The organism is Mangrovimonas sp. CR14, assembly GCF_011764015.1.
Lineage (GTDB): Bacteria > Bacteroidota > Bacteroidia > Flavobacteriales > Flavobacteriaceae > Mangrovimonas > Mangrovimonas futianensis.
On record NZ_JAAFZY010000002.1, the window covers coordinates 323,778 to 347,809 of the forward strand.

Sequence of the window (24,032 nt, forward strand, 5' to 3'; positions counted from 1 at the left end):
TTAATAATATTCGAAAATGGGTCTGCCGTTATCATCAAATTTTACTTCCATCACTCGGGCGTGACGGTTTGGATCATATAATGGATCTGCTATTATTTCTTCCAAAGGTCGCTTATCGGTTTTTGGTACAAATTCTGGATCACCAACTGCCTTTTCATAATCTCTAGCGTGGTAAACACTTAATGGTTTTCCATTCTCATCAACAGTAAAAGAGTTGTGCCCTGGTCCATAAATTCCTTTATCTTCATTGGTCTGCAAAACAGGATATCTGGATTTCTTCCAAGAATTTCTATCTAATAAATCGGCATCTTCATCTGCTTCCATAAGTCCCATACAATAACATGCTCCAGTCGCACTTGCAGAAAAAGTGATGTAAATTTTACCGTTGTTTTTAATCACTGCAGGTCCTTCATTTACCCAAAAATCAATGCGCTCCCAATCGTAATCTGGAGTGGTGAGCATAAACTGGGTGGTTTTTAATTTTATGGGTGATTCCATTTCAGCCAAATACAAATTAGAAGCTGCAAATTGCCCCCCTGTTTTCTCAGCCCAACAGAAATAACGCTTTCCACCGTGGTCGAAAACGGTACCATCAAGAGAAAAATCGATAAACGTTTTGTTGTCACCATCGGCGGGTTGCATTTGTCCCAGTTCAATCCATTCATCATTTAAAGGATCTTGGCCTGAACACTCCAACACATATGGTCTTAGTTTCCAAATATCTTCCTCTTCACTAGCCGCAAAATACACATACCATTTTCCGTCTAAATAATGGATTTCTGGTGCCCAAATATGGCGGCTCATAGGTCCGCTATCATGCTTTTTCCATACATTAAATGTTTCAGCATCTTGTAATTCATTTATGGTTTTAGCACGTCTGAGTTCAATAACGTCATAGGTTGGCACTGAACCTGTGAAATAGTAATAACCATCCGTATGTTTATAAATAAACGGATCGGCACGTTGCAATACAATAGGTTTATTTGATCGGCTTGTATCCATTTTAAATATTCAATTTTGCTTTGATTGTTTCGTAATATGAATCGGTGATTTTGTATCGGAACATCAATAATCCCATTATCACATGGAAGACTCCAGGAATAATCGTTAACATCAGGGCAATACCAACCAATGCTGTTTCGCTTTGTACTGTATCAGGAATGTATCCAAAGAAGTCCAACAAATATCCAACGGCTGCTCCCGCGATTCCCATTCCGAATTTCTGAGCAAATGAAATGCCCCCAAAAGATAATCCAGAGACACGTTTACCAGTTTCGGCATGTCCATAATCCACGGCTTCTGCAATGGCAGACCAGAAAACAGGTGCATGTAAATCAACTACAAATGATAAGATGAAATATAAAATATAGGCCAACATCATATCACCGGGTTTAATCATAAAAAACATAATCACACTAATAACACCAACGGCCAGTTGGGTATACTTAAACATCTTGACTTTACAATAATGCTTGGTAATCAAAGTGGATACAGGCATCGCCAATATAGCTGCTGCAACTCCCGTTCCCATAAACGTTGATTGCACGCTGGCATCCCCTCCCAGAAAATATTTAGCGTAAAAAATAGCTACCGAACCACGAATTACATAACCCACGGTTCCTGTGAAACAAACCCCAAACAACAATGTCCATTGTCCGTTTTTAATCAATAATTTAAATTGCTCCAATAGCGGTTTGTCATCTACTTTATGCTCTACACGCTCTCTTGTTGTAAAGAAGCTAAAAAGGAATAACAGTGTTCCCATGAGGGCCATAATTCCCATTGCTAGTTGATACCCTCTAGCTAAGTCATTTTTTCCTAGTTTTTCTGCTAGAATTGGTACTACAATTGACACTAAAAAGGCGGCAATCTTTGCAAAAAATAATCGGTATCCATTAGCAGATAATTTTTCTTGTGGGTCACTAGTCAAAACACTAATTAATGAGATATAGGGAATCGTCACAGATGTGAACATGATGGTCACAAAAATATAGGTGATGTAAGCATAAATGAGCTTCCCTGTATAATCAAAACCTGGTGTTGTAAAGGTTAAAAACACTGAAATACCAAACGGGACTGATAGATAAAGAAAATAGTGCCTATACCTTCCCCATTTGGTTGTAAACTTATCAGTAATCAATCCCATTAACGGGTCTGTAATGGCGTCTATCAATCGAACCAAAAGAAATAATACCGCCATGTCCTTTGGTTTCAACCCATACACATCGGTATAAAAGAAGGTGATGATTAAGAACATTGAAGAAATTACAACGTTTACTGCTGCATCGCCTGAACCATATCCTATTTTTTCAAGGATGCTTAATTTTTGATTATCTGATTTCATATATAGTCTTCAACTCTAGGTTGAAATGAATTAGTTATTGTTTCTTGTTTCCGGCAACCAAACCTTCATTTTGTTTACCCCACGATTTGACCAAGTATAATAAGGGATTGCTTTTAATTGATCATTTGAAATGGTATTGACACCTTCTAAGATATCTTCTTTTTGAACTGAAAATTGGTCATTTGCTGACACTGAAATAGTATCGAAATTTGGGTTATCCACTTCTTCTACCGCATACACTAACGGGCCATATTCCAAAGATAATTTACCTCTATCTTCTTCCACGTTTTCATTTGCTTTTACGGCACGAACTTCCATGGGGAAATGGATTTCAATGGCATCATCTGCACTCCAGTTTCTTGTAACTTCTAAATAACCATCCTGAATAGCTGTTTCTACCTTTTCTCCATTGATGGATAAAGTAGGTTGTGATTCATAAGAATTTGCATAAGAATATAAATCACTCGGCAACACTTCATTTCTACTCCAACCAGGCACACGGAATTTCACAGTTGTCTCTCCCTCAGCTTCCACAGTCATGTTTACAGTCCCATTCCAAGGATAGGATGTGCTTTGGGTAACTTTAACAGCTTTTCCATTTAAATCTATTTCGGCTTCATTAGATGCATATAAATTCACGTAAACCGAATTATTCCCTTTCGAATAAATCAAACCAGGAATGGAGGGCACAAAACGAATCACGTTAGTAGGACAACACGAACAATCAAACCAAGCTTGACGCGTACATGAACCACGATTGGATTTGTAAACTCCATCAGACTCCAAGGCATTTGGATAGAAAAAGTTGGTGCCGTCTAATGATAAACCAGAAATTAAACCGTTGTATAACGTTCTTTCGATAACATCAAAATATTTAACGTCACCATACAAATTGTGCATTCTGTGATTCCAATACACATCTCCTATGGCTGCGCAAGTTTCATTATAAGCTGTTAGGTTAGGTAGTTCATAATTAGCCCCAAACTGTTCGCCTTCATGTTTTGCTCCAATACCTCCAGTGATATACATTTTTTTGGACACCATATTGTTCCATAATTTGTTTACTGCTGCTTCATATAAACTATCATTCTGGATAGCAGCAATATCTGTCATGGCTGCATACATATAAACGGCTCTTACCGAATGACCAACAACTTCTTCCTGTTGGATTACAGGAATACTATCTTGAGAATAAGGCCCAAATAATTCATGATTTTCAGGGTTTCCACGATTATCCAAAAAGTATTTAGCTAAATTGATGTAATCTTCATTTCCAGTAATCTGATATAACTTTATTAAACCAGACTCTATAATTTGATGTCCCGGAACAGCCTTTATTTTTCCTTCCTCATCACCGAAGGTTTTCACCATTAAATCAGCATTTTTTATTGCTATATCCAAAAAGTTTCTTTTCCCTGTGGCTCGATAATGAACTGCCGCTGCTTCATACAAATGACCTGCATTGTATAACTCATGACTCATAAATAACCCATCCCAACGTTCCCCTTTAGGAGTTTGAACCCAAGTTGCAGGGGGTTTTGCAGGGTCAATGGTTCGCCATGTGGTTAGGTAACCATCCTTTTCTTGACCTACTTTTATAATTGACACTAAGGAATCCACCAAGGTTTCCAATTCCTTATTTGGTGCACTAATTAAAGAATTGGATGCTCCTTCAATAATTTTATAGACGTCTGTATCATCAAACGGCATTTCTCCTCTCACTTCACCTTTCATTTGACCTCCTGCTATCAAAAAATTATCAAACCGCCCTTCTTCTTCACATTTTGCAATGGCATAGTCTATGGTTTTTTCTTGAACCCGTTTAATAATGGGCAACCAAAAATCATCAGTTACTTTGACATGCTGAATATCGACAGGTTCAATAGGATACCCCATACCGGAACCCGGTTCCTCTACTTTTCTAACCTGAGTCTCAGTATTACAATTGAATATCAATAAGGAAACTCCAAAAATCAATATTTGATTTATTCTTTTCATTAAGAATTATTTCTTCTGTTTGTATTTAATTCCTTGTATCTTATCATGGCTTCAACAAAATAGTAATCACCGTAAGTCAAAGGCACATCTATTTCACTATTATTGGGTAAATCACCCACCCCATGTTTTAAAAGAAACCCGCCATTTTCTCCTTTCTGAGCCAAATAATTTGGTGTCATCAAGTTTTTCAAAATTCTTTCAGCACTTTGATAGTAGGTTTCTGATTTTCCTTCATCGGAAAAGGTACTGAGTTCCAAAAATGCGGAAGCCATGATAGCAGCAGCCGATGAATCCCTATAAGCGTTTGGAATTTTCGGTGCATTATAATCCCAATAAGGTATTTGATCATCGGGAAGATTTGAATGAGTTAAAATAAACTCCGCAATTTGTTGTGCTTGATTTAGATATTTTGGGTCCTGTGTAAAACGATACATAACAACATACCCATACAATCCCCAAGCTTGCCCCCTTGCCCATGCTGAAGAATCAGAAGCTCCTTGTCTTGTTATTTGAGCTTTGACATCTCCCGTTGCTTCGTCATAGATAACTTCGTGATAAGAACTATAATCCTCTCTAAAATGATTTCTCAAAGTTTTGTCAGCATGTTTTACAGCTATATCATAATAGGTACTATCTTGAGTATATTCTGTAGCCCAAAATAACATTTCTAAATTCATCATGTTATCAATTATGACCACTAAATCATCTTCTCCTGCCCTATTCCAAGGCGCACTATCCCAAGACCTAATTGCTTGAACGGTATCATTATATCGTGTCACTAAGGATTTAGCACTATTCAATAATATGTCTTGATATTCTGGGTTAGGTTGTAACCTATTGGCATTTCCAAAACTGCAATACATCATAAAGCCTAAATCGTGGGTTGATTTGTTATATTGCTCTCGTTTCAAATCGGCCATAAATGAAATGGCTTCTTCTTTTAGTTTGGGAGCATCAATAGCTTCATCTAGGTAGAGTAAAGTTCCCGGATAAAAACCACTACACCACCAACCTGAATCACTGGTAACCAAACTATCATTTTGGAAGGTCCTAGGGTAAACCCCTGGTTCAACTTGTTGACTTAGGTAAGAATATTTTTCTACAGCCAACTGTAGGGTACTGTCAATAGCTACAAGAAAGTCATTTTCTTTGGGAACCTGCAAACTACTTTGTTCCTTTTGTTTGCAAGAAACTACCCAGAGACATATTAAACTTCCTATTATAATTTTGCTAAAATTCATTCTTATTTTGTCCTATTAATTATCTCTAAATTCAACAATGTAAATTGGTTGAGGATCTATTTTATCTAGACCTTCACCGTCAATTTGGGATACTTTTTGCGAAAACACATGGATTTCATTATTGGTTTTCCATTGATTTACATCATAATTTGGTTCCCATTGACCAACTTCTCTATTTGAAATATCGCTTAATTCCCAATTAACTTTATTCAAATTCGTCTTGGCAAGGGTCATTCTATTACCCATCTCCTCATCTCTAAACAAAACGTAAACACCCTGGTCACCTACTAAAATTTTTGGTCGGGACAACGGAATCCTTTTGGTTCCTCCCCCAGTCAAACTAAAAGCCGTTTTGTGGAAATCGGTATCCATTAAATGCCAATTATCATCTTTGTGATAGACCACCTTATATTGCGGTGTGCCTTCTTGCAAACTCCAATAAGAAGCGATAAAAGGATTTCCTTCTGAATCTGTATCCATGGAAGTCTGATTAATCAAATTACTTCCCTGGGGGATATAACAAGCCACTTCTGCAGTTTCTTTGATTATAGGAATTTGATATTTCTCACCATTTGATTTTTCCCAAGTAAGGCCATTATCGGTTGATATCGCATAACATAAATCATGATTAGTACCCACATCCCATGTTTCCCGCCACACCCATGAAAGATGAATGTTTCCTAATTTATCTATAGTAGTTTGCCAATAGGCATTTCTTGCATCTTCTCCACTTATTAAATCGTTCTGAATTTGTTTCCATTCTTTTGACTTTGGATTGTACAAATTCATTACCAGATTGCCATTTCCAGATTCACCAGAACGATATAAAAACAATAATTTACCGTTTGGCAAATTGTGAAACTCTGGATACGTAACCGAAGATTCTTGTAAACCGGTCATCTCTAATTCTTCAGATAACTCAATTCCCAAAGGATCTATACTTTTTGCATATCTCAAGGGAGAGTTATGTTGATCCCAACTAACATGCAAGTAACCAGCATTATCTATAGCTATGCTGATACTGTTGTGGGCATCTTGAATATTCCCTTTATATTGTGTGATGTGTTTTAGCCACTTATTAGTTCCCAAGGAACGTTTGGCTAATACCATGTAACCTTCTTGATTGTAATAAGCTGTAAATTGAAATTCGTTATTAGAGGTTAAGGCTTGATTTCTAAAGATGACTGTATTTATGGAATTTCCGCTCCAACCAAGCCCTACTTTTGATGAAGCAATTGATTGAGAAAAACCTACACTTTCACCTAGAAATAAGCCAATATAGATACTTAATAATATGAGTTTGTATGTCTGTTTTTCAAATTTCATTTGGTTATTTATAGCTAATTTTTCTTCCAAAAAAAACATCAAGTACAAATATTACTCCATTGGTTTTAAAGTTGGCCAGCCATCAACCCAGGTAATTTCTTTGACTATTAATTTTGGCAATCCTTTGTCATGGGCATCATATCCATGCATAAAATTATAGTCTTTACCTTCAAATGTAAAAACACTGTTATGGCCTACCCCATACCAATTTTTATTGCCCTCAATTACTAAAGAGCCACCACCTTCATTAAGTGGTTTCCCTTCTTGATCCAGATATGGACCAGTTACCGATTTTGAACGACCTACCACTAATTTGTAGGTGCTATTTTCTCCTCTGCAGCAGTAATCCCATGACAAAAACAGATAATAATAGGCTCCCTTTTTGAAGATAAAAGGCCCTTCTAAGGCAGCATCTCCTGCATCGGCATCTGGAATTTCAGAACTACGCTCCCTACTTGCTATAGGATACCATTCCTCTGGTTGTGCCATGGTTTTCAAATCTGGATTCAGTTTGACCATCTTCAACCCACTCCAAAAAGAACCAAAAGACATCCATGGTGTTCCATTTTCATCAAAAATTAAATTAGGGTCAATGGCATTCCACATATCTCTATTTGGCACCGATTGAATTACTATACCTTGATCTTCCCATTGATAATTAGGATCTTTAGGATTTAACGTTTTATTAGTTACTAAACCAATAGCCGAAGTGTTTTTACCAAAGGCCGAAATAGAGTAATACAAATAATATGTTCCGTTGTGGTGGGTTATATCTGGAGCCCAAATATGCCCGTTGAATCCAGGCGCAACTTCTTTGGCCCACTTGGGACTCTCAGCAAAGACAGGATCTCCCTGTTTCCAACTTTTTAAATCTTTGGAAGTAAAACTTGTAATACCTGGTCCAGTACAAAACAAATAATAGGTATCTCCTTGTTTAGCCACAACTGGATCGTGGGTAATAGGCTTGTCAGTTTGGGCGCAAGAACATAATGACACCAAAGCCAACAACACTGTTAAATAATACGTACCTTTTTTCATGATTTTATTTTTGAATTCCCTCAGATGTCATTACAACCCTCTTAAGGGTACCATCTTCGTTATATTTTAATTCATCAATGCATACCGATCTCCTAAAACTGCCTCCATTTGGCTGAATGCCTCCAGTATGATAAATAAAATAATCTTTGCCTTTATATTCTAAAATTGCTTGGTGATTGGTATTACTATTCCCCGCCAATTCATTTAAAATACCTTTATACTCCCAAGGGCCTTCGATAGATTTACTCATGGCATAAGCCGTTTTCTCTGGAAATTGATAGGCATAACTTAAATAATACCAATCTCCTTTTTTATGAACCCATGGCGCTTCAGTAAAATGAGGAAGGTCAACCGTATGAATATCCCCATCAAACTCTATCATATTATCCTTCAATTTTGCCCAATAGCATTTTGTATTTCCCCAATACAGGTAAGCTTGGTCGCCATCCATAAAAACTGTTGGATCAATATCATCCCATGAGATATCCGTATCTGTTGTCATATCATTAGTTACCAAGGCACGTCCCAACGCATCCTTGAAAGGACCTATTGGTGAATCAGATACTGCAACTCCAATTGCTTTCCCAGGATGTGTGTCGTCATGTTCAACCGTTACATACCAATAAAATTTACCGTTGCGTTCAATGACCTGAGCCGCCCAAGCATCACCCTTTGCCCAAGAAAAATCGGTGGGTTTTAATGGTACTGGGTGCTCTTCCCAATCGACCATATTGGTTGATGAAAAAACCAACCATTCATTCATTCGGTAAAAATGAAAATCATTAGGAGCCTCATCATGACCCGCATACAGATAAACCGTATCCTCATGTACCAAAGCTGCAGGATCTGCAGTAAACTTATCCTTTATAATAGGATTATTAATTTTTAAAGGTTTTGAAGTTTCAGACGCTTTAGTTTCTGTTGCTACTTCTTGATTCACCTTATTCTGATTATCACAGGACACCAAACTGGCTAAACCTATTATGACGAATAAAAAGTTTTTCATGGTCGTTAATTTTTCTTACCCCAAATTGGTCTACCGTCATCTGTAAATCCAGTATAAGTAATCGTCACTTTTCTTGGCGATCGTTCCCAATCCCAAGCATCCATTAATTTACATTCTGCTCCATTGATATAAAGTGTTCGGGTATTGCTATCTAATTCCCAAGTTCCCGAAACTCCTCCTGCTACAGTTCCATCTGCATAAAAATTCACATTGACAGCTGTTTGTTGTACTTGATATTGATATTGCATCGTTATTTGTTGCCATGAACCAACAATATCTTCTTCTGTAATTTCAGTTTCTGGAACATCGGCAAATCTTTCTGGAGCTACTGCAGGCCAACCATCTGAGGTCCACCTTATTTCCCTAACATGTCCCATCATCACTGCATTAGACACATTAATTCCTGGAACCCCTTCTGGTAATCTTGCTTGAGAAGCATAATACCATTTTTGGGATATAGGATCTTTAAATATGGAACAGTGTGAAAAACCAACCCAGCCAGTATGATAATCAAATTTATATGGATGGGTCAGCATAGGCCAGCATTCAGCCCCTTCTGAAACATTTCCTCCATCCATACCAATGTAAGGCCCTAAAATATTTGTTGACCTTGCCACCCTAGTGTTATAGGCTTTTGACAATTCATCATAAGCTAAAAAGAGGTAGTAATACCCTGTATCTTCATTATAAATAATTTCTGCCCCTTCCAAACCTTGCCATCTATTGGTATTTAAATTACCCCTTCCAGCAATTCTTGTCCCATAATCTTCAATAGTTTCCAATTGAAAAGGCTTACCCGTGATGGGATCTAACTGAACAGCAGCAATACCAGTATGCCAAGATCCATAAATAAGCCAATGCTCTCCTTCAGGGGTTTGAATATAACTGGGGTCAATGGCATTAAACTTGTAATAACCGCTCCAATCGTTACAGCTATCCCTATAATAATCTTCCAATCCATCTGGAACTGCTGTAACAACCATACCTTTATCTTCCCAATTATTGGAAGCTAGATCGGTTGTTTCCATCATTCCAATATAAGGACGCTCTCCCCATGAGGCACAATTATCTGTCCCCACAATAAGTTCATTGACAACTAAACTGTAGTACATTCTATAAACACCATTGACTTCGGTAACAGCAGGTGCCCAATAGCCGTAGTTCGGATTTTCAATAATGGGCAACCCCATAGCAATACGATTGTCATTCATGGAATCTTTTACCCAGGTAGGGGCTTGATCCATGGTACTCCCTAAATATTCCCAGTTTACTAAATCTGTAGAACGCCTTCCATGAAAATGACCATGGCCATCATGAGCATTCCCATATGAAGCATCTGTTTGATACATATACCAATAGTTTCCCTGCTTGACAACAGTTGGGTCATGAATATTGGCCAAATTCCATTGACTTCTATTACTCCAAGAGGCTATTGGTGTATAATCATCGGCATAGGTTGGCCCGTCAAAAGTGTCCTCTATCGGATCATTATTACCATCTCCACCTGATGGTGGTGGCGTTACTTCATCTTCCTTAGAACAACCTAAAACTAGAATCAACATGAGGCCAAGAAGAGCCTTTAAGTAGTTTAATTTTTGACGTACCATTTACTTTTATTTTATTCTCCCTCTAAGACAACCACCGAAAATGGCGGTAGGGTTACTGTTAATTTTCCTTTTTTCAACTTAAAATCACCGAACTCCTGAGGGGTTATCTGATTTGGTGATTCAAAAGTATTATGATCTTGAAGTTTTCCAGACTTTAGAATGGTTCCAGAAACTTTTTTGAATCCCAAAGCTTCCACATCAAGTTCGACTTCATTTGATTTTTTAGAATCTATGTTTACTAAAGACAAATGCTTTTTTCCTTGCTGATCTTTTGATGCTGAAATTGAAATAGCTGGCAAAGTTTCACCATTAAATTCATAACTAGGTGACTCAAATTTAACCGGGATTAAAGTGGCATCCTGATGCACATTATACATTTTCAAAACATGATAGGTAGGTGTCAATAACATCTTATCTCCATCAGTCAAGATTACGGCCTGTAATACATTAACAGTTTGTGCCAAATTGGCCATTTTAACTCTATCTGCTCGATTATTAAAAATATTTAAAGTGATACCTGCAATCATAGCATCTCTCATGGTATTCTGTTGGTACAAGAAACCTGGATTAGTTCCTTCTTCCACTTCATACCATCCACCCCATTCATCAACTACCAATGCTATTTCATTTTCTGGATCATATTTATCCATAATGGCGGCATGTTTGTCAACCAATTCTTCCATTTTAAGAGCTGTCTGCATCGTAGAAAAATATTGGCTTTCATCAAATTTGGTTGAAGACCCTTTTTTATCCCATTCTACAAAAGAATAGGAATGTAATGCTACTCCTTCAATCAAACTTTTTGGAATGTCTCTCATGAGTACTTCTGTCCAATGATAATCGGCCACATTTGCTCCAGAAGCAATTCTAAACATCCCATCACTATTCGTCCAATCGGTCATAAAAGTGGCGTATTGCCTATAAATATCAGCATAGTGTTCTGGTCTCATATTACCTCCACAACCCCACATTTCGTTACCAACCCCCCAAAATGTCACTTTCCATGGTTCTTTTCTACCATTTTCAGCACGATAATCCGACATGGGAACTCCTACTTCTCGTGTAACATATTGTGTATATTCTGTAAATTCCTGAACCGTGCTACTCCCCACATTTGCCGCTAAATAAGGCTCTGTACCCAAAACCTCACACAGATTTAAAAAATCATGGGTTCCAAAACTATTGTCTTCAACAACACCACCCCACCATTTGTTTACCATGGTTGGTCTATCTTCTTTAGGCCCCACACCATCTTTCCAGTGGTAGGTATCCGCAAAACAGCCTCCCGGCCATCTCAAATTGGGAATTTTCAAGGCTTTCAAAGCTTCAATGATATCATTTCTTACTCCATTGGTATTAGGAATGCTACTATCCTCCCCTACATAAAATCCATCATAAATGCACCTTCCTAAATGTTCTGCAAAATGTCCATAAATGTGTTTACTGATTAAGGGGTCGCTATCACTTGGTTCAAAGGACACCTTGGTTTGGCTTATCATGTTTTGTGCAAAACACAATACCAGCACTAAAATTCCTGCTTTAACTCTTAACATACTTCATTGATTATTTTATGAAAAAGGCCGCGTGATTATTCGACACGGCCTTTTTCAAAACTAAAGACTAACAATTCAAAAAAAATATAAATATTTTAGTATCCCGTGTTCTGTTGTGTAACTAAAGGATTGTTATCCATTTCAGATTGAGGTATTGGGAAATACTCTCTACCTGGAACATACGTTTGAAACTCAGGATCTCTATCTTTTAACCATTGTAATTTGGCTGGATCTTGCAACCATCCCCAACGGCGAATATCATCTGATCTATGACCCTCTAATGGAAATTCCAGGAATCTCTCATGAGCAATTTGATCTCTCATTTGTTGTTGGGTCATATTTGGTTGAGTGACACTTAAATCTGGTAAATTAACACGGTCTCTTACCATTTGAATATAATCATAGGCCAACGGCGTGCTTCCAGTTTCATTTAAACATTCAGCATACATCAATAACACATCGGCATATCTCATGATTCTTTCATTAATTCCAGATCTCCAATCAAATTCATCTGCAAATTCTCCATCAGAATTTTGATATTTTCTACAGAACAAATCATTTAAATCTCCAGGGCTATTTGCATAGAAAGTTGCAAAATCATGTCCGTAAAGCATCATACCCTCTGGTTTGTTGTAAAACATAGTGGCATCCAATCTTGGATCGACCTCACCATCAATAGTAGCTTCAATTTGATAATCATTATACAATGCCCAAGTTGGTTGAACATCGGTCCATCCAAATGCTCTTGGCGCATAGGTGATAGCTCTAGCTGAAGTTTTTCCCCAACCAGAAGAAGGTTCTCCACCCCATCCTAAATCAACACCAAATGCATCTCTATTAAATTGAACTTCAAAAATAGATTCCACATTATTCTCATTGGCAGTAGTGAAGTTATCTCTATAATTAGCCACCAAGTCGTATACATTTAAGTTGATTACATCTTCAAATGCATTTCTTGCATTGGTAAAATCTTGAGTAAATAAATAGGCTTTCCCTAAATATGCTAATGCAGCACCTTTAGTTGCTCTACCTTTATGACCACTATCTGGTCCATCTAAACCATCATAAGAAACTGGCAACAATTCTGAAGCTGCCATAAAATCTGCTTTAACCTGAGCCCATCCCTCTTCTTGTGATTTTTGCTCATGATAAATTTCTAAGCTGGTCAAAGGAAGTGGCACATTCTTGAACATATTGACTAAGTGAAAGAAATACAAACCTCTTAAAAAGTGAGCTTGACCTAAAATTCGATTCTTTAAGGCTTCATTCATTTCAATAGCTGGAACATTTTCCAATACTTGATTTGAACGATACACCCCTTGATAATAGGTTTCAAACGCCCACCCATAAATAGCGGCATCAGATACACTTGTATTGAACTTTCCAACATTAGCCATAGCACCCCAAGGGCTTAAACTCCTAGCTCCATCACTTTTCAAATCCAACAATAACGGCGTACTACGCATGTAGGTACCATCAGTCAACAAACTACCATAAGCTGCATTAACCCCTTTTAGCGCATCGTTTTCATTTTCCCAAAAGGTATCGGCCGTTTGCACATTGGGATCTACTTGATTTAAATCATCTTCTTTAACACAATTGGTCATCAATAAGGATGATGCAATTGCTACGGAAAATAGTATCTTTTTAGTTTTCATATTTTTCAATTTTCATATTATTTTTAAAAATCAACCTGTACTCCAAAAGCTATTGTTCTTGGGTTAGGGAAAGATCCGAATTCAAATCCTCTATTAAATAAACCATTACTGATAAAGTCTGGGTCATATCCACTGTAATTAGTAATTACAAATAAGTTTTGTCCTGATGCAAATACTCTAGCTCTTTGAAGTATTTTGTTTTCTGGAAGCGGAATGTTATAACCCAACTCCAAACTTTGTAATCTTACATAGTCACCATCTTCGATAAATCTATCAGAAGCTCTATTATTGGCATTAGGATCACCAATGACTGGTCTTGGCACATCCGTATTGGTATTATTTGGTGTCCAATAATTGTTCATGTCGGTATGATTGTTCACATAATCTCCTGTCATTAAAGCATTGTAGGTTCCGTTGTAAATTTTATGTCCAGCCGCTCCTTGGAAGAACATTGAGAAATCCAACGCTTTATAACTACAGCTAAAGTTCAAACCGTATGATAACTTTGGTATTACCGTTCCTTGGAAGGTTCTATCGGCATCAGTAATTAAACCATCTCCATTCACATCTCGGAACTTAACATCTCCAGGTGCTGCATTAGGTTGGAAGGCATGGTTATCTATATCTTCTTGGCTTTGGAAAAGACCTTCAGTTTCATAAGCAAATAATTCTCCTGCAGATCTTCCTACTTCTGTTCTACCTACACCATCAGTTATTGGCGTATCATCGTTTCCTATTTTAAGTACTTCGTTTTTAAGAGTTCCTAAATTGGCAGAGATGTTGTATTTGAAATCTTTATTAGAATTCCCATAACTCAAAGTAAATTCAAGCCCCGTATTCTGAACCGTTCCTGCATTGGTTGTTAACCTAATTGGGAAAGAACCTGAAGAGTAAGGAATTGGAACATCAGCTAATAAATCTGTAGATCTTTTCTTAAACCACTCAGCAGAAAACTGCAATTTATTATCAAAGAATCCAAATTCAGCAGCAACATTGGTAGACTCTGTATCTTCCCATTTAATATCCGGATCAACTATTTTCACAACTGTCGAACCAGGAGCTTCAGTATCTCCAAACACATATCCAGCAAAGGCATTTACAGTTTGAGCAAATTCATAAAGCCCAATAGTGTTGTTACCTAACTGCCCATAACCTCCTCTTAGTTTTAAAGTATTCCACCAAGAAGGGAAGTTAATAAATTCTTCTTCATGAACTTTCCAAGCACCTGAAACAGAGAAATAATTACCTACATTATTCTTTGGCGCAAACTTTGAAGATCTATCCTGACGGAAATTTGCTGTTAACAAATACTTATCGGCAAATGTATAATCCAATCTACTGATATAAGACTTATAAGTTTCTGTAGTCTTAAGTTCTTGAGAGAAATCGTCTGTGGCATATTGCAACATAGGAATTGAACCTGGCTCAAAACCAATTCCTCTAGAAAAGTGTCTTTGAAAATCGTTGCGTTCCTCAATCATCCCAGCTAACAAACTTATTTGATGCTTTTCTGCTAATGTCACATCATAAGATAATAAATTATTAAGAATTGTCCTAGTTGTACTTCCTGTATTAACATCCAATCGAGACTCTGCTGGTGTAGTTATGTAGTACCATCCCAAATCACTGGCAGGGTTGTAATATCTATTATTCCAATGCAATTTATCAGCACTGACACTTATTTTATATTTCAATCCCTTTAAAATTTCCAATTCACCCCAAACATTACCAACAAAACGGTTTCTTTCATTCGTGTTGGTAATTAAGTTATTGTAACCAATTACATTCAAAGTAATGGCCTTTTGTGTCAAGTTATCAGCACCACCATAGCCTCCTAGACGGTTTGGATCATAAACAGGCATAGTAGGTATCGCTTGAAGCAAGTTGATCATTGAACTTGTTCCAGCCAGATACTCGTTAAAGTTTTCTTTATCTGATTGGGAATAGGTTAATTTACTTCCATACTTAAACCTTCCCTTTTCTCCATTTATATTGATTGTACCGTTATATCTTTCATATGCCTGAGGTGTTTCCATATAACTTGTATTCTTGAAGTAATCAAAATTCGCGTTATAGTTCAATGCCTCAGCACCACCATTAAATGTTATAGTATGGTTTTCAATCATACCTGTTCTAAAAGCTTCATCCTGCCAGTCAGTATCCACATCGTTTATGAAAAGATCACTCTCTGGGTAATTACCAGGAGTAATAGGCACATTAGGATTGTTTGTTTCTGCTTGACGGATCATACGTTGATACTCCTCTCTATTCATCATGGAATACCATCTGTTTTCGGGCACATCTTGGAAACCTATGGTGTTTTTGTAGCTCACACCTACTTTCCCTTCTTTACCTTTTTTAGTTGTAATGATTACTACACCATTAGCACCACGTGCACCATATATTGCAGCAGAAGAAGCATCCTTTAAAATTTGAATGGATTCAATATCTCCTGTAGGAAAATCATAAGGATCATTTACAATAACTCCATCAATAACAAACAATGGATTATTGTTTCTAAAAGATGTAATCCCTCGAATTTTAATGTTCACAAACCCTCCAGGCTCACCAGAAGATTGCACGGTAACTCCGGGGGCTTGACCTTGAATCATTTTCGCCACGTCATAAGTGATTGTCTTTTGTGCATCTTCAACATCCACGACACTTACTGATCCTGTTAAATCAGACTTCTTTTTGGTTCCATACCCAACTACAACGATTTCGTTTAGGGCCGAAACATTTTCTTCAAGTGAAATATTAAGTACAGACTTATCCCCAACTGGTACTTCCTTAGTTTGAAATCCGATAAAAGAAAAAACCAAGATGTCATTAGAAGCTGCCTCTATGGCATAATTTCCATCAAAATCTGTAGCCACACCAGAAGTGGTTCCTTTGATAATGACATTTACTCCAGGTAGTGGCAAGTTATCCTCTGGAGAAGTCACGGTCCCAGTAATTGTTTTTTTCTGTTGAGCGAAACCACTCGCAGACAACAAAAACAAAATCATTAAAAATAAGCCGTGTTTTAACTTAGAATTTAAATGATTCCCAATTGATAATTTGGTTGTTATCATATTAAAATAGTTTAGAATTAGTTTAAAAGAGTTTATAAGTGTCTAATTTACACTTTTCAAAGTAATCAAAGTTTTTTGATATACGCAAATATTTTCGTGTAAAATTGACATTTATTTATTTTTATCGACTTATATTTATCATATTAATAAATGTATAAAACACATTTATTTTCTTGTAAATACCTATAAAACCTATGAAAACACCAACATTCTTATTATCTTCAACCCATAATTTCAATCCCCTATGTTGAACAACTATAACGAAAAGGATAAGGTTCTTTTGGCTGTTGACTGTATCATTTTTGGTTTTGACAACAATCGTTTAAAAATCCTATTGATTAAAAGGGACTTTGAACCAGAGAAAGGTAAATGGTCATTAATTGGTGGATTTTTAAAACAAGAAGAAAACTTAGATGATGCCGCTAGTAGAGTTTTAAAGCACTTAACTGGTTTGGATGATGTCTATTTGGAACAGTTTTACACGTTCAGTGAAATTGATCGAGATCCGCAGGAGCGCACCATATCTGTCAGTTATTATGCCCTTATTAATATTGAAGACCATAACAACGAACTGAATGAGCAGTTTTCTGCACAATGGTTTAGTATTGACAAGGCTCCTAAACTGATTTTTGACCACGACCAAATGGTCAAACACGCTATTAGAAGACTTCGTTATAGAGCCTCCACAAAGCCCATTGGTTTTGAGCTATTGCCTGAGAAATTCACGATGAAACAACTTCAGAATTTGTACGAATCTATTTTGGACACCAAATTGGATAAACGAAATTTTATAAGTAAAATTAATTCTTTGGATGTCTTAATCAGACTGGATGAAAAGGATATGGAATCTTCCCGAAAGGGTTCCTACCTCCACAAATTTGACAAAGAAAAGTATGACCAAAAAGTTTCAGAAGGTTTTACCTTTAAAATTTAAGCTTGTCTTTTAGAATGAATAAATAAAAACTTCATTATCATAATTTTCCTATTGGTTTGTCAAAACCAATCTTCCTATCTTTATATCTCAAAAATTAAAGAATAACCATGTTTAACTACACCATAAATTATATCAACGAAACTGTTGAGTATCTCACAAGCCGCGGTTTTGAAAACGCAGAAGTAGGAATTATTTTAGGAACAGGGCTAGGTCAATTGGTAGATGACATTGAAATAATCAAAGAGGTAAGTTATAACCACATTCCCAATTTTCCTACGGCAACAGTTGAGTTTCATAAAGGAAAACTGATTTATGGTCTTTTAGAAGGCAAAAAGGTCATTGTTATGCAAGGTCGCTTTCATGTTTATGAAGGGTATACCATGCAAGACGTAACCTTCCCTGTTCGAATCATGGAAAAACTGGGCATCCATACGCTTTTGGTATCAAATGCCTCTGGTGCTATTAACCTCAATTATAAAAAAGGGGAGCTGATGCTTATTGAAGACCACATCAATCTTCAAGGTGATTCTCCATTAGCCTTTAAAGGTGTTTCACTCTTAGGAGAACGCTTTGTGGATATGAGTCAACCGTATGATTTGGAAATAAACACGCAGTTTAAAGAAATTGCAAAAAGGGAAGGAATCGTTCTTCATTCGGGAGTTTATGCCAGTATGTTCGGCCCTCAACTTGAAACCAAAGCAGAATACAGAATGTTAAAAATTATAGGAGCTGATGCCGTAGGTATGAGTACAGTTCCCGAAGTCATTGTAGCCAATCATCTAAAATTAAATGTTGCTGCTGTTTCGGTTTTAACGGATGAATGTGATCCAGATAACCTGAAACCAGTGAGCTTGGAAGAAATTGTGGCTATTGCCAATAAAGCAGAACCCCAGATGATCACTTTGTTTAAGCAACTGATTAAATCCCTGTAATATTTGAAAATCAATTTTAAAAAGATTGTTAGAAGAACGGTAAGAGTTTTAATTGTTATTGCAGTTTTACATCTCCTGTTTTTCATCTTCCTCTATTTTAAACAAGAGAAATTTTTCTTCAACCCTAAAATTTTGAAGAAAGATTACACCTATCAATTTGAACAACCTTTTGAAGAAATCAATATTCCCGTTGCAGAAAACGTTGATTTGAATGCCCTTCTTTTTAAAACTAAAGAACCCTCAAAAGGTATCATACTATACTATCATGGTAATGCCGGGGCCATTCATGATTGGGGGAAACGAGCGCCATTATACCTAGACAACGGTTATGACATCCTCTTTTTTGACTACCGTGGATATGGTAAAAGCGATGGTGCTTATGAAAATACCGATCAATTATTGAATGACGCTCTCAAGGTTTATGACTACACTAAAAAATCTTATGCTGAAAAGGATATTATAGTTCTTGGGTATTCTTTAGGAAGTGGGTTAGCTACTTACGCGGCTTCTAGAAACAATCCCAAAATGCTCATTTTGAATGCGCCTTACTATTCATGGAAAATATTGGTTTCGGAACAAATAGCTCCACCCGTTCCTGAATTTTTGGTTCGCTATGATATTCCCACTTTCCAATATATCCAGGCAGTTACGTGTCCTGTTAAGATATTTAGTGGAACAAGAGATTTTTTGGTTAACCCTGACCTAAATGCCAAAAAACTAAAGGATCTTAACCCCCAAAATATAGAATTGAATATGATAACAGATGGGGGGCACAATGGCTTACACATTACTAAAGCCTATTACGACGCCCTTAAGAGAATTCTTTAAAAAAAGATTTTACCAATAAATAGATCAATCACTTCAACCAATATAAGGATGATGATTATCCATTCCAGCTTGCTACTCTCACTGTGATACATAATATCCTTAAAAAGATCTAAATTTTCCTTAATGATCTCTATTCTATCGTGAATAAGTTGGTATCGGTCATGGAGATCAAACGACTTTTTTAATTGTGTGTTTAAGGTGTCCAATTCCTCATTTCCCCAAGTACTATCAGGAGAATCAAAAATATATAAGTGTTCTGATATCTTATTTTTAATGTTTAGAACCTTGGCAATAAAGCGTTTCAATTTGGCTCCCGAAATGTCCAATTTCCCTTTTTGCTCTAGAAAAAGTGTATGACTATTTGTTTCCACCAAAAGATCTTCTGTTATCTCAGAAAACTTGTCTAATGCAACAGATTGTGACGTATTAAGCATCACTAGGCGAATCATCTCTTTATCCAACCGTGGAAGAACAGCCTTTTCAAATTCGGCACTTAAGGCATTTGGTTGAATCTCCACTTTCATATCTTCTGAAAGCACTTTGGAATCATAGTTTTTACAAAAAGGCTTTATTTTCTCCAAAACATCATCTATTTCTGCTGTTTGGAGATTAAAAAAACTAACAATTCCGTAATGGAAAATATACACAAACTTATCTTCTGAAGTTTTATAGAAAAGTTCGTCACTGTCATGAAACAAGAGCTGCAGTTCGTGCTGCAGCTCTTGTCTACATGTTTTTATATTGATGGTACTTGCCACATGATAGGCAACAACTTGATACATTAATTCTTAAAGGTTTCTCCCTCGTTTTTAAAAGTTTTAAATTCTAGCATATAACCATTAGGGTCCTTTATAAAAAAGGAATTATGCTCACCAGCTTGATCTTCCAAAAAAGTGGCTTGGGTCACAAGTTGAAGTTTCAAATTTTTAAGTTTTCCATATATATCATTCCAAACATTTTGATCTACAATAATCCCAAAATGGAAAGAAGGCAAAATTTTACCTTCAAACACATAATTTGGATTATTAAAATCAAACTTGCCTGCTTTAATAAAGGTAAGTTGATGTCCAAACAAATTGACATCCACCCATGTTTGGGTCTCTCTACCTAAGGTTGCACCTATGTTATTGGTATAAAAGCTTTTTGTTTCCCTTACACTCAAACAAGGCAACGACATGTGAAATGACGTCTCCATAATATGAAATTTTAAAGTGGCTTAAGACTTTCCACTCTGTAAATTACGAAATCTTGGTCATCATCCTCAAAAATTTCAACAAAAGTTAATTTAAACTCTTTATCAATCAAACTTTTGTCATTTTTAAGGTCAAATTGTTTCAGAACACGCGGATGAATTTCTTCAAACACCATGTCTTCACCACTTTCAAATGTAAAAGTATAATATCCTTTTTTGTAGGATTTAAAAACAGCTGTTTTCATTTAAAAAATAAGAAAATTAATTGTACTAATCTTCGTCTTCTTCCATCTCGGCATCTTCCATCTCGATGTCAAGAGAGTCCTTTTCTTCTGCAGAATCGTCGTTATCATCGTCGTCATCTTCAGAATAGTTTTCCATGGCTTGAACCAAACGCACGCCCACTTTTACTAAATAAATGGTATCATCAGTTCTTACTTCCACGGCCTCTACAATTTCATTTTTGGCATTTCTGAATGATATGATATCATCATCATCATAACCATCAGGAAATTTTTCAACTAAAAGGTCCAAAATTTCACCGTTTAATTTTTGGTAATCAACAATTTTTCTAATCATTTTTTTATTTGGTTACATGTCTAATAAATAGGCAAAGATCAACGGAGCAACTATGGTTGCATCACTTTCTATAATAAATTTTGGTGTATCAATATCTAATTTACCCCAAGTGATTTTTTCATTTGGAACAGCTCCAGAATAAGAACCATAACTCGTTGTTGAATCACTTATTTGACAGAAATAACTCCAAAATGGTGTATCTGTTCTTTCCATATCCTGATAAAGCATAGGGACTACACAAATTGGGAAATCACCTGCAATTCCACCTCCTATTTGGAAAAATCCAATTCCATTCTCAGAATTATCAGTGTACCAATCTGCCAAGAAAGCCATGTATTCTATTCCTGATTTCATGGTACTAGCCTTTAATTCTCCTTTAAGAACATAGCTCGCAAAGATATTCCCCATGGTACTGTCTTCCCATCCTGGAACAACAATTGGTAAATTTTTCTCGGCTGCGGCATACATCCAAGAGTCTTTTAAATCTATTTCATAATATTCTTCTAAGACACCAGACAACAACATTTTATACATAAATTCATGAGGAAAATAGCGCTCCCCATTATCCTCTGCATCTTTCCAGATTTTATGAATGTGTTTTTGAAGTCTCCTAAAAGCCTCTTCTTCTGGGATACAAGTATCAGTAACTCGATTCAGTCCCTTCTCCAATAAATCCCATTCTTCCTTTGGTGTTAAATCACGGTAATTTGGCACTCTTTCATAATGAGAGTGAGCCACCAAATTCATAATATCTTCTTCAAGATTGGCACCTGTACATGAAATGATTTGTACTTTATCTTGACGAATCATCTCAGCAAATATTTTACCTAACTCTGCGGTACTCATAGCTCCTGCCAATGAAACAAGCATTTTAGCACCGTTGTTTAATTGATCCTCATAAGCTTTGGCTGCATCAACCAAAGCGGCCGCATTAAAGTGCAAATAATATTTTTCTATAAAATTTGAAATAGCACCTTTATTATTCATTTTCTTATATTTTACTTAATTAGTATAATCTTAACTTAACGTTTCATGAAATTTAAAACGAAACTTATTAATCTGCAAAAGCTTTTGGCTAAAAGCTTCCAAATTGAAGCAAATTATTTCCCATCATAACCCAATATTTTCAATAGGTCTTCACTTTTTTGCTGTTCACTAAACAATTGGGTCGTAATATTACCATCCTCGTCCTTATCTATTAAAAGATGCTTTGGAGATGGTATTAGACAGTGCTGTAAACCTCCAAAACCTCCAATGGTTTCCTGATAAGCTCCTGTATTGAAAAAGCCTATATATAAAGGTTTATCCTTGTTATACTTAGGCAAATAAATGGCATTTACATGTTGTTCACTGTTATAATAGTCATCACTATCACAGGTCAACCCTCCCAATAAAACCCTTTCATAGCTTTCGTTCCACCTATTTATGGGCAACATGACAAACCTCTTATTAATCGCCCATGTGTCTGGCAAAGTTGTAATGAAAGAAGAATTGATCATATTCCATTTCTCTCGATCATTTTGTTGTTTTTGATATAGCACCTCATAAATAGCACCTCCACTTTCACCTACAGTGAAGCTTCCAAATTCTGTAAATATATTAGGAACATCTACCTCTGCTTCATCACAAGCTATCTTGATTTGGTTGATAATTTCATCAACCATATAGGCGTAATCAAAATCAAACGCCAAAGAGTTTTTAATTGGGAATCCACCACCTATGTTCAAGCTATCCAACGTCGGGCAGATTTTTTTCAGGTTGACATAAACTCGTAAACATTTGTTAAGCTCGTTCCAATAGTAAGCATTGTCACGAATTCCTGTATTAATAAAAAAGTGGAGCATTTTCAGTTCGACTTTCTTATTCTCTTGGATTTGATTCTTATAAAATGGAACAATGTTCTTATATCCGATTCCTAATCTTGAGGTATAAAATTCAAATTTAGGCTCTTCTTCAGAAGCTATTCTTATTCCTACCTTAAACTTGCCATTGATTTCATCTGAAAGCAAGTCAATCTCTTCATAGTTATCTATAATGGGGACGCAATTCTTGTGGCCTTCGTTAATCAATCTAGCAATATTGCTAACATATTGAGCCCGTTTAAAGCCATTGCAAATCACAAAGGTTTTATCTGTGATTTTCCCTTCTCGTTTCAAATTCTCTACGATATCAATATCAAAGGCCGAAGATGTTTCAATATGGATATCATTTTTTAGAGCTTCATCCAAAACATACTTAAAATGGGAACTCTTAGTACAATAGCAATAATTATACTTCCCTTTATAATTATGTTTTTTAATGGATTTGGCAAACCACCCTTTGGCTCTATTGATATTATTCGATATCTGAGGCAAATAGGTGAATTTTAAAGGAGCCCCATATTCCTCAACCAATTTTTTCAAATCAATATCATGGAATCTCAAGTAATTACCATCTAAGGTAAATTCTTCTTGGGGGAAATAAAAAGTCTGATCTATTAAATCTACGTATTTGGTATTCATTACTTATTTTTTGAAAAATTTAAAATTGTGAATTATATATTAACTCACCATGAAATTAACAATAAATAAAGAATATTAAACCAAAAGAGGTACAATAGTCGTTGCAACAAACCCAAAGAGGTTTCGACTAGAAAGGTTCATTTTTACGGAAGTTAGCTTTAAAATTCGGTTTCCCAATCTTTGGGTTACTTTTGAATATGACTCCCTATTTTTCAAAAGCC

General features: G+C 36.2%; 20 protein-coding genes. 3 read left to right on the forward strand and 17 right to left on the reverse strand.

What is annotated here, in order from left to right; genetic code table 11:
* From GZ212_RS04715 to GZ212_RS04765, 11 genes are all read right to left on the reverse strand, one after another.
* Positions 1 to 1,002 (reverse strand): family 43 glycosylhydrolase, encoded by a 1,002-nt coding sequence (locus GZ212_RS04715; protein ID WP_166957710.1) that lies wholly within the window; start codon positions 1,000 to 1,002, stop codon positions 1 to 3.
* Between the two features lies 1 nt (position 1,003).
* The gene (locus GZ212_RS04720) at positions 1,004 to 2,344 is read right to left on the reverse strand and encodes an MFS transporter (protein ID WP_166957712.1); all 1,341 of its coding nucleotides are present in this window, start codon (positions 2,342 to 2,344) and stop codon (positions 1,004 to 1,006) included.
* Between the two features lie 30 nt (positions 2,345 to 2,374).
* The gene (locus GZ212_RS04725) at positions 2,375 to 4,342 is read right to left on the reverse strand and encodes a glycoside hydrolase family 127 protein (protein WP_166957714.1); all 1,968 of its coding nucleotides are present in this window, start codon (positions 4,340 to 4,342) and stop codon (positions 2,375 to 2,377) included.
* Positions 4,342 to 5,583, reverse strand: a complete 1,242-nt coding sequence (locus GZ212_RS04730) for a glycoside hydrolase family 47 protein (protein WP_166957716.1) — start codon at positions 5,581 to 5,583, stop codon at positions 4,342 to 4,344. The genes GZ212_RS04725 and GZ212_RS04730 overlap by 1 nt, the downstream gene beginning before the upstream one ends.
* 15 nt (positions 5,584 to 5,598) lie before the next feature.
* Entirely contained in the window at positions 5,599 to 6,909 is a 1,311-nt protein-coding gene (locus GZ212_RS04735; protein ID WP_166957718.1) for a BNR repeat-containing protein, read from the reverse strand.
* A gap of 51 nt (positions 6,910 to 6,960) precedes the next feature.
* Complete coding sequence (locus tag GZ212_RS04740; protein ID WP_166957720.1) at positions 6,961 to 7,947, reverse strand: arabinan endo-1,5-alpha-L-arabinosidase; 987 nt, start codon at positions 7,945 to 7,947, stop codon at positions 6,961 to 6,963.
* A 4-nt stretch (positions 7,948 to 7,951) separates the two neighbouring features.
* Entirely contained in the window at positions 7,952 to 8,953 is a 1,002-nt protein-coding gene (locus GZ212_RS04745) for a glycoside hydrolase family 43 protein (protein ID WP_166957722.1), read from the reverse strand.
* Between the two features lie 5 nt (positions 8,954 to 8,958).
* Positions 8,959 to 10,560 (reverse strand): arabinan endo-1,5-alpha-L-arabinosidase, encoded by a 1,602-nt coding sequence (locus GZ212_RS04750; protein WP_166957724.1) that lies wholly within the window; start codon positions 10,558 to 10,560, stop codon positions 8,959 to 8,961.
* Positions 10,561 to 10,571: 11 nt separating this feature from the next.
* Entirely contained in the window at positions 10,572 to 12,113 is a 1,542-nt protein-coding gene (locus GZ212_RS04755; protein ID WP_166957725.1) for an alpha-N-arabinofuranosidase, read from the reverse strand.
* Between the two features lie 95 nt (positions 12,114 to 12,208).
* Positions 12,209 to 13,771: a RagB/SusD family nutrient uptake outer membrane protein gene (locus GZ212_RS04760; protein WP_166957727.1), complete on the reverse strand. Its 1,563-nt coding sequence runs from the start codon at positions 13,769 to 13,771 to the stop codon at positions 12,209 to 12,211.
* A 23-nt stretch (positions 13,772 to 13,794) separates the two neighbouring features.
* Positions 13,795 to 16,845, reverse strand: a complete 3,051-nt coding sequence (locus GZ212_RS04765; RefSeq protein ID WP_166957729.1) for a TonB-dependent receptor — start codon at positions 16,843 to 16,845, stop codon at positions 13,795 to 13,797.
* A 244-nt stretch (positions 16,846 to 17,089) separates the two neighbouring features.
* Between GZ212_RS04765 and GZ212_RS04770 the strand changes: the two genes are divergently transcribed.
* The 3 genes from GZ212_RS04770 to GZ212_RS04780 all read left to right on the forward strand — a co-directional run bounded on the left by GZ212_RS04770 (position 17,090) and on the right by GZ212_RS04780 (position 19,539).
* Entirely contained in the window at positions 17,090 to 17,779 is a 690-nt protein-coding gene (locus GZ212_RS04770; protein WP_166957731.1) for an NUDIX domain-containing protein, read from the forward strand.
* A 107-nt stretch (positions 17,780 to 17,886) separates the two neighbouring features.
* A complete protein-coding gene (locus tag GZ212_RS04775) occupies positions 17,887 to 18,711 on the forward strand; it encodes a purine-nucleoside phosphorylase (RefSeq protein WP_166957733.1) in 825 nt (274 codons plus the stop codon).
* Between the two features lie 132 nt (positions 18,712 to 18,843).
* The gene (locus tag GZ212_RS04780) at positions 18,844 to 19,539 is read left to right on the forward strand and encodes an alpha/beta hydrolase (RefSeq protein ID WP_370520444.1); all 696 of its coding nucleotides are present in this window, start codon (positions 18,844 to 18,846) and stop codon (positions 19,537 to 19,539) included.
* On the opposite strand, the gene GZ212_RS04785 is transcribed toward GZ212_RS04780, so the two are convergent.
* From GZ212_RS04785 to GZ212_RS04810, 6 genes are all read right to left on the reverse strand, one after another.
* Positions 19,536 to 20,321 (reverse strand): RMD1 family protein, encoded by a 786-nt coding sequence (locus tag GZ212_RS04785; protein ID WP_166957753.1) that lies wholly within the window; start codon positions 20,319 to 20,321, stop codon positions 19,536 to 19,538. The two genes, GZ212_RS04780 and GZ212_RS04785, sit on opposite strands and share 4 nt — an antisense overlap.
* Positions 20,321 to 20,734, reverse strand: a complete 414-nt coding sequence (locus GZ212_RS04790) for a VOC family protein (protein WP_166957755.1) — start codon at positions 20,732 to 20,734, stop codon at positions 20,321 to 20,323. Before GZ212_RS04790 ends, GZ212_RS04785 begins: the two co-directional genes overlap by 1 nt.
* Positions 20,735 to 20,745: 11 nt before the next feature.
* Positions 20,746 to 20,976: a hypothetical protein gene (locus tag GZ212_RS04795; protein WP_053971259.1), complete on the reverse strand. Its 231-nt coding sequence runs from the start codon at positions 20,974 to 20,976 to the stop codon at positions 20,746 to 20,748.
* 25 nt (positions 20,977 to 21,001) lie between these two features.
* On the reverse strand, positions 21,002 to 21,310 hold the full coding sequence (locus tag GZ212_RS04800; protein WP_166957757.1) for a hypothetical protein: 309 nt from the start codon (positions 21,308 to 21,310) through the stop codon (positions 21,002 to 21,004).
* 12 nt (positions 21,311 to 21,322) lie between these two features.
* A complete protein-coding gene (locus tag GZ212_RS04805; RefSeq protein WP_053971257.1) occupies positions 21,323 to 22,297 on the reverse strand; it encodes a deoxyhypusine synthase family protein in 975 nt (324 codons plus the stop codon).
* A gap of 113 nt (positions 22,298 to 22,410) precedes the next feature.
* A complete protein-coding gene (locus GZ212_RS04810) occupies positions 22,411 to 23,811 on the reverse strand; it encodes an arginine decarboxylase (RefSeq protein WP_166957759.1) in 1,401 nt (466 codons plus the stop codon).
* Positions 23,812 to 24,032: the final 221 nt, after the last annotated feature.